General features: G+C 46.6%; 9 protein-coding genes. 4 read left to right on the forward strand and 5 right to left on the reverse strand.

The annotated features are described in order from the left end of the window. Positions 1–256 precede the first annotated feature (256 nt). From LDL40_RS15645 to LDL40_RS15655, 3 genes are read left to right on the forward strand one after another with little or no spacing between them, the layout of a single operon-like run. Complete coding sequence (locus LDL40_RS15645) at positions 257–1,102, forward strand: tetratricopeptide repeat protein (RefSeq protein ID WP_300996383.1); 846 nt, start codon at positions 257–259, stop codon at positions 1,100–1,102. Between the two features lie 23 nt (positions 1,103–1,125). Next, positions 1,126–2,379: a serine protease gene (locus tag LDL40_RS15650; RefSeq protein WP_300996384.1), complete on the forward strand. Its 1,254-nt coding sequence runs from the start codon at positions 1,126–1,128 to the stop codon at positions 2,377–2,379. Further along, positions 2,370–3,347: an FHA domain-containing protein gene (locus LDL40_RS15655; protein ID WP_300996385.1), complete on the forward strand. Its 978-nt coding sequence runs from the start codon at positions 2,370–2,372 to the stop codon at positions 3,345–3,347. The genes LDL40_RS15650 and LDL40_RS15655 overlap by 10 nt, the downstream gene beginning before the upstream one ends. A gap of 250 nt (positions 3,348–3,597) precedes the next feature. On the opposite strand, the gene LDL40_RS15660 is transcribed toward LDL40_RS15655, so the two are convergent. Continuing rightward, on the reverse strand, positions 3,598–3,981 hold the full coding sequence (locus tag LDL40_RS15660) for a response regulator (RefSeq protein ID WP_300996386.1): 384 nt from the start codon (positions 3,979–3,981) through the stop codon (positions 3,598–3,600). A 178-nt stretch (positions 3,982–4,159) separates the two neighbouring features. Between LDL40_RS15660 and LDL40_RS15665 the strand changes: the two genes are divergently transcribed. Beyond that, a complete protein-coding gene (locus tag LDL40_RS15665) occupies positions 4,160–5,356 on the forward strand; it encodes a methyltransferase (protein WP_300996387.1) in 1,197 nt (398 codons plus the stop codon). Here LDL40_RS15665 and LDL40_RS15670 read toward each other — a convergent pair. The 4 genes from LDL40_RS15670 to speA all read right to left on the reverse strand — a co-directional run. Then, positions 5,353–6,558 (reverse strand): mechanosensitive ion channel family protein, encoded by a 1,206-nt coding sequence (locus LDL40_RS15670; protein ID WP_300996388.1) that lies wholly within the window; start codon positions 6,556–6,558, stop codon positions 5,353–5,355. The genes LDL40_RS15665 and LDL40_RS15670 overlap by 4 nt on opposite strands. Next, on the reverse strand, positions 6,552–7,475 hold the full coding sequence (locus LDL40_RS15675) for an acyltransferase (protein ID WP_300996389.1): 924 nt from the start codon (positions 7,473–7,475) through the stop codon (positions 6,552–6,554). Before LDL40_RS15675 ends, LDL40_RS15670 begins: the two co-directional genes overlap by 7 nt. Continuing rightward, the gene (locus LDL40_RS15680; protein ID WP_300996390.1) at positions 7,475–8,368 is read right to left on the reverse strand and encodes an acyltransferase; all 894 of its coding nucleotides are present in this window, start codon (positions 8,366–8,368) and stop codon (positions 7,475–7,477) included. The genes LDL40_RS15675 and LDL40_RS15680 overlap by 1 nt, the downstream gene beginning before the upstream one ends. An 82-nt stretch (positions 8,369–8,450) precedes the next feature. Then, on the reverse strand, positions 8,451–10,000 hold a 1,550-nt coding region (gene speA / locus LDL40_RS15685), incomplete at its 5' end, for a biosynthetic arginine decarboxylase (RefSeq protein ID WP_300996391.1).

The following is a 10,000-nucleotide window of genomic DNA, read 5'->3' on the forward strand; positions in this document are numbered from 1 at the left end:
CGTTTGGCGTCATTTGCTGTTAATGTTTGCATCAATAAGCTCCAGCTCTGGAATTACACTAGCAGTATAGTTTATTGAGTGAAATGGTTGAAGTGATTAAATCGTGCGATTTGTCTGAAATGCAAACGAACTTATTCTGGTATCAAGCCCCCAATACCCACAACCCGACTTGCAAATCTAATGCCCCGGCCACATAGTGCTTGAAAGCATTTGCATAAAACCGGAGCTGTCCGGTTCGAATAAAAATAGGTGAGTTGTGTCAGCCAATATCAAGCCCGTTTCCATTGAAAATGTCCGTGAACTGTTAGAGCAGTCTTTTACCCAGCCGGTAATGTTTTATTTTTATTCTGAGCGTAGTCCGGCCTGCTTAAATTTAGGCCCGGTGCTGCAGCGTATAGCGCAAAGTTATCCTGATGCGCTGACATTAGCCGTTGTGGATTGTGATCAGGAACAGCAACTGGCGGCCCATTTTGGTGTGCGTTCAGTGCCTACAGTGCTGTTTATTAAGGAAGGTCAGCCAGTGGATGGTTTTGCCGGCGAAGAACCAGAACAGGCTATTTTGCAGCGTTTAAGTGCGTTCTTACCTAAGCCTGAAGATATGCTGTTACAGCAGGCTATGCCCTTACTGGAACAACAAAACTGGACTGAAGCATACCCATTGCTCAAACAAGCCAATGAACTGGCTGTTGAACGAGTGGATATTCGCTTGCATCTGGCTTTAGTACAGGTAGAACTCGGTCAACTGGAAGCGGCAGAAAAAGCGCTGGCCACCGTATTAATGGCTGATCAGGATGCTTTGTACCAGAGTGTCAAAGCGCGTTTGGAGTTAGCTCAGCAAGCGGCCGACAGCCCTGAAATCAAAGCGCTTGAGCAAGCATTAGCTGCAGAGCCAACGAATAAAGAGCTGCAGCAGCAACTGGCCGTGCAGTACCATCAGGTGCAGCGTTCCGCTGAAGCTTTGGCATTGCTCTATGAAATATTGAAGCAGGATCTGAACTTTGGTGAAGCGAAAAAGCTCTATCTGGATATTCTGGCCACTTTGCCTAAAGGTGAGCCTTTAGCGTCCAGTTACAGACGCAAACTCTATAGCTTGTTGTATTAACGTCTGATTTGAAAGGACTCCCTATGCTGCAAAAAACATGGACCAGCTTGTTGTTGCTGGTTCTGTGCTGTTGCTCAGCCCCTGGTTACAGTGCTGCTGTTGCTGAAAAAGTTTTTGCCGATTATGCCGATGCATTACTGCAAATTAAAGTGCTGGAGCATGCCTCAGGTGCTAAATCAGCTATAGGCAGCGGTTTCTTACTGGCAGACCCTGCGCTTGTCGTGACTAACTACCATGTCGTTTCGGAAGCTGTGTTATTCCCGCAAAAATATCAGCTGGAGTTTCTGGCGCAGAACCAGCAAAAAGGCAAACTCGAGATAGTGGCTGTGGATGTGGTGAATGATTTAGCTTTGCTAAAAGCAGACTATAAAGCGGCGAAGAGTTTTCAGTTACAGCAGCAGACGCCGGTCCAGGGCGCTGCTGTCTATTCTCTGGGGAATCCACATGATCTGGGATTAATAGTGGTACCTGGCACCTATAATGGCATACAGAAACACAGTTTTTATCCCCGCGTCCATTTTACCGGTGCTATTAACAGCGGCATGAGTGGTGGCCCTGCAGTGAATGAAGTTGGTGAAGTGATAGGGGTCAACGTGGCCTCAGCGGGCAACGATTTGGGGTTTTTAGTCCCGGCTGCAGCCTTGCAAAAGTTGCTGGCTAAAGCGCCCGTGGCGGATTTAAAGCAGGATATTCAGCAGCAGTTGATCGGCAATCAGCAAGCCATGTTTCAGCAAATTCTGCAGGCGGACTGGCAACTGAAGAACTTTGGGCCAGCCAGGGTACCTGATGAGATAGTGCCTTTTATCCGGTGTTGGGGTACTTCTAATGTGGAAAAAGACAAAGACGATATCAAAAGAGTGAACGCCTTTTGTAACCAGCCGGAAGAAATCTTTTTATCCTCCGAGTTCAGTACCGGGCGCATTGAAATGCAGTTTGAATGGATCCAGGCCAAAGAGCTACACCCATTGCAGTTTTTCCGCCGCTACCAGCAAAGCATTGACCAAATGAACGCGGACAACAGAGCTGGTGAAGACGATGTCACAGCTTATTCGTGCCAAAATCAACTGATAAGGCCGGCCGAAGGTCAGCATGCAAAAGCCATATTCTGCCTGCGGGCTTATCGTAATTATCCGCAGCTTTTTGATGTGGCCTACATTTCAGCTTCTTTAGACCATCAGCAGCAAGGTGTTATCAGTCACTTTACTTTGGCTGGCGTCGATCAAAAAATGGCGCTGGAGTTCAGCCACAAGTTTATTGGAGCTGTGGTATGGCAGTAATAGTAGAAGTGCTGAACAAGCAGCAAAAAGTCACGGAACGACACAAGTTCGCGCAGCCTCTGGTTACCTTAGGTCGTGCCTTTGATAACGATGTGATTTTATTTAATAAACACGTGTGCCCTTACCATGCAAAACTGACGCAGGACGACGAAGGTCAGTGGTGGCTGGAAGACTTAAGTTCTGTGAACGGTAGTTTTGTCGCCGGTCGCAAGACTGTGGTCGCAAAAGAACAGTTGCGATCCGGTGAACTGTGCTGGCTCGGGGAGCAAGCGCTGAGGCTGTACGACGACGCTCATCCTGTGGCAGCCACTTTGCCTTTTAGCGTGGTGGGACAAAAATTACAGGCGATGGGACATTGGTTTTTTATTCTGTTGTTTGCCCTGGTGATAGCTGCAGATCAAATAGTGGAAATCTGGCTGACCTTGCCTAAACAAGTAGAGCATTTATGGCCTTTACGGCTGACCGATATCCCCAAAAACTTGCTGATGTTTTGTATCTGGCCGGCAGTGCTCGCACTCTGGAGCAGATTTAACCAGCAGGAAAGTCATTTTTTACCTCAGCTGAGTTTAACTTATGCGGCGCTGGCCAGCAGTGCAGTCTGGGGGGCATTCTGTTATTGGCTGGGTTTTAATCTGGATGGTTCTGGTTTAGCCCAGGTGATTGAGGTGGTGGGGTACACTTTGATATTAGCTGCTTTGTTTAGTGGCAACTTATGGTTGGCAACCCACTGGCCACTGCGAGCTCAGGCCTCTGTTGCTTTTGCTGTGGCTTTACTTGTCAATTCCGGGCAGTGGGCCGGACTAGTCATGCCTCCATCACCTTTTGACCGCAGCTTGCAGTACGACTCAAGAATGTTGCCTTTGTCTTTTTATCTGGGAAAGGGGAAAGACATGCAGCAGTATGAGCAGGATTTACAGCAGTTGTTTGAGCAGGTGGAACTGCAGCGGATAGATACAGATAAGGAGTAGATAACCTGTACCCGGGATGTGCGCTGCTGCACGAGCATCTGTTCGTACCTCTGAGCCTTGCTTTATCCAACCACAGACCAGGGCGCACAACAAAGCGCCTTGATATGCGCATTCAGCGGGCAAAGACCTAAGCTACTGCAATAGACTGGTTTATCTGTTTGATTTATTGGTTAAATAGAGAATGCCTTGGACTTATTATCCCGGCTTTAGATTAAATAAAGAGTCAGAGCTTTAGCTCTGACTCTTGCTGTTACTGTAACTTTTGCCAGATTTCACGGATTTGGTCGGACAAGGTCATAGGGTCAAAAGGCTTCACCACTACATCTGCTGCTCCCAAATCTTTGTAGGATTCAATTTCGTTGGCTTGCACTTTGGCTGTCATAAAAACCACTGGGATCTGGCTTAAATCAAAATCTGCCTGCATTTTTCTTAAGGTACTGGGTCCATCCATACCTGGCATCATTACATCTAACAGGATCAGCTGAGGTGCGAAGCTATGAAAGACCTTTAATGCCTCTTCTCCACCACTGCAGGTTTCCACAATAAAACCCCCTACCACTTCCAGCGCAACTTTCGCTACAGCCTGAATCGAAGGATCGTCTTCCACGTGCATAATGCGCTTGAGTTCTGTCACCTGAATATCTCTTTATCGGCTCATACTAATGTAGCTGAGTGTGCATTATTTTTAGCTGTGTTGCCAGTTGAAGTCTGGTGCTACAGCATAAAATACTGCTCACAACCGCAAGCCGCTTTGATGGCTTCTGGTGTTATGATAGCAATACTTTAAATGGTTACAGATATGTTATCCGCTTATGCCTCAGCTTTTGTCTGAACAGTTTTTGCAGTTGGATTTGGTGCTGACTCAGTATCAGCAGTTCTGGCGCTTCAGTCCTTTTCATTACACTGTGTTGCCTTGGGCTGAAACTAAAATAGGTCAGTATTTAACTTCGCTTACGTTAGCGGAAATAGCGCGACTGGATCAGGATGAAGTACATAGGCGCCGTTGTTTTTCTGAGTTTTTCCCGGAACTGAGCCAATTTAGCCCTTTTGAGTCAGCCGCTGGCAGCAGGAATACAGCAAAGACTACCGAACTACCATTTTGGTTTAGTCGCGATATCAAGGGGCGTAAACTGGAGCAAATTCAGGCCTTTGCGACAGAGATGCAACAAAGTCATTTACCATTACTGGAGTGGTGTGCCGGTAAGGGGCATTTAGGACGTTGGCTCTGTTTTGGCCATGAACGTGAGGTAACTAGTCTGGAGTGGCAACAAGCTCTTTGTGAAGATGGTGAACTACAGGCGAAAAACCTTAGACTAAAGCAAGGCTTTATTCAGGCTGATGTGCTTGCTGACGATACGGCAAAACACCTGAAGACGACGCAACAGGTGGTGGCTTTACATGCTTGTGGTGATTTGCATCTGCGTTTGTTACAACTTGCCAGTCAAAAGGGCACAAAACAGCTGGATATAGTGCCTTGTTGTTACCATTTAATAGCGTCAGCACAGTATCAGGCATTGTCTGATTTGGCACAGCAAAGCAAATTAGGGCAACTGAGCAGGGATGAACTGAAACTGGCGGTACAGGCTCAGGTGACTGCAGGAGAGCGGGTCGCGCGGTTACGTCATACTGAAGTGTTGTGGCGCCTGGCTTATCAGGAGCTGTATCAGACTGCGCAAGGGGTCAAAGACTACCGGCCTTTATCTTCTGTGCCTAAACATTGGTTTAGTGGTGAATTTAGTGCTTTTGCACACTGGGCTGCGGCGCAGCACCAATGGCAAATTCCGTTGGACACCGATTGGAATTCTTACCTTCAACTTGGCCAGCAACGGCACCTATTAGTACAAAAAATGCAGTTGGTTCGGTCCTTATTCCGGCCTTTTCTGGAGCAGTGGTTGGTGCTGGACAGAGCCTTGTTTTTAGAGCAACAGGGCTACCAGGTGCAGGTCAAACAATTCTGCGACTATCAACTCACCCCACGCAATCTGATGATTAGCGCGAATAAAAACTAAGGCTCCTGCTGTCGGCCACCTATCCGCTGGAAAGTACTTAAGGTAAAAAGCGGTAGTGTTGCAAACAAAGTTTCAAAAATCTCGGCCTGAATTTGTTCGTAGTTGGCCCAGACTTTATCAGCACTGAAGCAATAAATTTCCAGCGGTAAACCTACTTCGTTGGATTCCAGCTGACGCACCATTAGTGTCATGTCCTGATTAATCTTTGGGTTTTGCTGTAATAGCCACTGGGTGTAGTGGCGAAACAGCTTCAGGTTGGTTAGGTGAGGTTGTTGTAATAAGTCTTTCGCCTGCTGCGTAGCAAAAAATGGTTCTAGCACCTGTTGTTGCAGCAGTTGCTGTATTTCCGCTTCGTCCAGAAAACCTATGCTGTGAATATCAATTTTGATGGCCCTTTTAATACGACGCCCACCGGATTGTTGCATGCCCCGCCAGTTTTTAAACGAGTCGGAAATCAAAGCATAAGTCGGAATAGTAGTAATGGTATTGTCCCAGTTCTGCACTTTGACCGTCGTTAGTGCCACTTCAATCACAGCACCGTCAGCACCGTATTTTGGCATTTCAATCCAGTCGCCTCTGTTCACCATATTGTTGGTGGCCAGCTGAATACTAGCGACTAAGCCTAAAATAGTGTCTTTAAACACCAGTAATAATACCGCTGTCAAAGCCCCCAGGCCACTGAGCAAATACACCGGCGATTTACCCAGCAAAGTACTAAGGACCAAGATAGCAACGACAATAAAGTCGAGTAATTTCAGAACCTGCGCTAGTCCCAGATAGGGGACATTGCTTTGCCTGTCTACAGCACTATAGATGGCTGCAGCAAAATTAATCAATGCAGCAAAAGCCATACCTGCAAAACAATACAGATAGATCCACAGCCCTAAATGTACTGCAGATCTGAAATCTGGCCAATGTTGGAAAAATTGTTCAGCTGAGCTGATCAGCACCACAGCGGGCACTAAATGCGCCAGATGGCTTGCCAGTTGTAGTCGCTGCTTTTCAGTTTGATGTTGTAAGTCGCCGTCAACTTTATCCAGCAAGTGGGCTACGGCGGGTAACAAATAACGCCGGGCCAGCACAAAAAGCAAGCTTAATAGCAACAAGGCCAGCAGTAGTCTGATGGCCAGCATCGACAGATGTTCCGGCACTAAGTTCAGACCAAGGTAACTGGCTAAGTACTGTAAATACAGATCTAACACAAGACATTTTCCGACTTTGATGATTCTGGAGAATGGTAAGCCGCTATGGCTTGATCTTTTTTAAGCCAGCGCTGATTGAGCCAATTCTGAAAGCTGATTCTGAAGTTTTCATCGTTAAAATAGTCACCTATGATCTGATGATCCACAGGCAGTATTTCAACCTGCACTACCACACGTTTTAAACGGCCACAGAGCATGTCTAAAGCAACATGACCGGGATTGTCGGGGTAAAGTATAGTGACATCCAGTACGGCATGAAATTGTTGGCCCATACTGGCCAACGTAAAAGCTATGCCACCGGCTTTGGGTGGCAATAAATGCCGGAACGGACTGCGCTTTTGTTTGTGCTTGTGTTCGGTGAAGCGGGTCCCTTCGACAAAATTAATAATGGTTGTTGGGGTATCTTTAAACTTCTCGCAGGAAATACGTGTAGTTTCAATGTCTTTGCCTTTTAATGCCGGATTTTTTGCAATCTGTGCCTGGCTATAACGTTTCATAAAAGGCATATCCAAAGCCCAGGAGCCTGAACCAATAAAAGGTACCCATTTCAGCTCTTCTTTCAGAAAAAACTTGGGTTCAGGGATTCGATTAAGCGCAAACTGACTCAATACCGGAATATCCAGCCAGCTTTTATGATTCGAAATCAATAAATACCAGCTGTCTTTTTTCAGTTCAGTCACGCCGCTGACCTGCCATTCCACCTGATTAAACAGTTCCATCAGGACTTTGTTGTAAGCTGACCAGCCGCGATAAGCCCAATGAGCAGGTTTGGACCAGAACGCTCTGGTTTTTGCGCTGGGGGACAATAACTTGGCTATTCCAATCAGAGTGACGATGCTGCCCCACAAGGCCAGATTGCAGCTAAATAGCAAAAAGGCGAAAGGGGCCTTTATGATCACAGGTAACCAGTACAACATCAGCTCCGTTCTCCCTGCTTCAGATCGGTCAGTAACTGATCCTTATCTAACCACAATTGATTGACCCAAGCCTGAAATTTCTGTCTAAACGCCGGATCTTCGTAGTCTCCAATCAGTGCAGGATCTATAGGTAATACCCGCACCCGCACTTTAATGTCGTGCACCTTACCGGAAATATAATCCCAGAAGGTTGGGATGCGCTTTGGATAACAAATGGTCACATCCAGCAGCTTATGTAAATGTTCGCCCATGGCATTGAGCACAAAAGAAATACCGCCTGCTTTAGGTTTAAGTAAATGGGTAAAAGGTGATTGTTGTTTGTCATGTTTGTGTTGAGTAAAACGAGTACCTTCAAGGAAATTCATTACAGACACTGGTTTGTAGCGAAACTTCTCACAGGCTTTGCGGGTGGTGGCTATGTCTGTGCCTTTAAGTTCAGGTTTTTCCACCAGCTGCTTAGCGGTTAAACGCTGCATAAAAGGGAAATCCAAGGCCCACCAGCACAGGCCAATTACTGGCACATAAATCAGTTCTTTTTTCAGGAAGAATTTCAAAAACGGCGCTTTGTGATTAAAGACCTTCTGTAAAACCAGAATATCGACCCAGGACTGATGGTTGGCCATCACCAGATACCAGTCTTTTACGCTTAAATTTTCCAGGCCTTTGATATCCCAGCGAATACGGGTGAAAACTCTGCTGGTTAAATTGTTTAGAGTGATCCAACTGGTGGCGCAGAAGTCGAGCAAATAGGTGATCCAGGTTTGCCAGATTTTAATAGGTGGCAATTTCACTATGGCCAGGATCAGAATTGGAGTGGCCCAAAAAATTGTATTGACCACGTACAGCAGAAAAGAAAGCGAGCCACGTATCGGGGCTGGTAAAAAATGCAGCATTGATTCACCACCTAATCATTAATTTAAAAAAGAAAAGCAGGCGGGCCTGCTTTTCTCTCATCCGATCAGTGGCAAGTTTACCTTAATCTTCGAAGTAGGTGTAACCATAAACCCCGGCTTTTAGCTCATCTAAATACGAGGTCTGCATTTCCGGGCTGAAGTCCATCTTGGCTAATTGCTTCTGATAAGAGGCAAGCAGCTTCTTGGCATCAAACTGTACATAACGTAATACGTCAGCCACAGTGTCACCTTTGATGGCGTTGGTCAGGCGATAGCCGCCTTCGTCATCCAGTTCCACATGCACTGAGTCTGTGTCACCAAACAGGTTATGCAGGTCCCCCAGTATTTCCTGGTAAGCACCGACCATAAACATACCCAGCAGGAACTGCGAGTCTTCTTTGTATGAAGGCAGCGGCAAGCTGGATTCGATACCGTTACCGTCGGCATAACTTTTCAGTACACCGTCTGAGTCACAGGTAATGTCCTGAATAATAGCGCGGTGTTCAAGCGATTCATTCATCCGTTCCAGTGGCATCACAGGGAATAACTGGTCAATACCCCAGGCATCCGGCATAGACTGGAACAAAGAGAAGTTCACGAACAGCTTGTCGGCTAATTTCTCATTCAGTTCATCGTGAATATCACGGTGTGAACGTGAAGATAAATCCAGCTTGTTTTTCACTTTGTTGATAGTGGCAAAGTAAATTTGCTCAAGCAAAGACCAGTCTTTGAGCGTCAGCAGGCCGTGCACGTACTGAGCATGGGCATCGGTAAAATAATGTACAGCGTCGTGGTAAGCTTCAACTGCAGTACGAGGTGTGACGTTTTTATAGGAATCCCACAAGGCCCAAATCACAGCTGGTGAGTCTTCGCTTGGTTCTGGCATGTTGACCAGACCTGGCGCACGTTCTACGTCAATCGCATCAGTAATTAATACAGCGTGGTGTGCAGTCATAGCACGGCCAGACTCAGTGATAATGTTCGGGTGCGGTAAGTCGTATTCGTCACAGACTTCTTTTAAGCCGTACACTACGTTACGGGCATATTCCAGCATGGTGTAGTTCATGGAGCAGGCAGAACGTGAGTTCGAACCTTCGTAGTCCACACCTAAACCGCCACCTACGTCAACAGTCGTGATAGGCACACCTAAAGTGCGCAGTTCAGCGTAGTGACGGGCACATTCACGAATGGCGTTGTGAATGTCACGAATGTTCGCAATTTGCGAGCCTATATGGAAATGCACTAACTGCAACAGGTCCAGTTTGCCGGCATCACGCAGAATATCAATGGCTTGCAGCACTTGAGTTGCGGTTAGGCCAAACTTGCCTTTTTCGCCGCCAGTGTTCTGCCATTTGCCTTTACCAACAGAATTCAGCTTGATACGGATACCAATTAAAGGGGCCTGACCTAAGCTGTCGATTTCACGGATTAAGGTTTTTAATTCAGTGATTTTTTCAACCACCACATACACCTGATGGCCCATCATCTGGCCAATGGTGGCCAAACGCAGGAATTCAGAATCTTTATAGCCGTTACAGACGATACGCAGTGGTTTGTCTGTGATGCCTAAAATAGCCATCAGTTCAGGCTTGGAACCTGCTTCTAAACCTACTTTACCGCTGTCATGGCTGA

It is taken from the genome of Rheinheimera sp., assembly GCF_020217005.1.
Classification (GTDB): domain Bacteria; phylum Pseudomonadota; class Gammaproteobacteria; order Enterobacterales; family Alteromonadaceae; genus Pararheinheimera.

What these genes read in the sequence shown, in the direction of transcription:
- LDL40_RS15665 (WP_300996387.1), top strand. Translation starts at nt 4,160, where the DNA reads ATGCCTCAGCTTTTGTCTGAACAGTTTTTGCAGTTGGATTTGGTGCTG.
- LDL40_RS15655 (WP_300996385.1), top strand. Translation starts at nt 2,370, where the DNA reads ATGGCAGTAATAGTAGAAGTGCTGAACAAGCAGCAAAAAGTCACGGAA.
- LDL40_RS15650 (WP_300996384.1), top strand. Translation starts at nt 1,126, where the DNA reads ATGCTGCAAAAAACATGGACCAGCTTGTTGTTGCTGGTTCTGTGCTGT.
- LDL40_RS15680 (WP_300996390.1), bottom strand. Translation starts at nt 8,368, where the DNA reads ATGCTGCATTTTTTACCAGCCCCGATACGTGGCTCGCTTTCTTTTCTG.
- LDL40_RS15675 (WP_300996389.1), bottom strand. Translation starts at nt 7,475, where the DNA reads ATGTTGTACTGGTTACCTGTGATCATAAAGGCCCCTTTCGCCTTTTTG.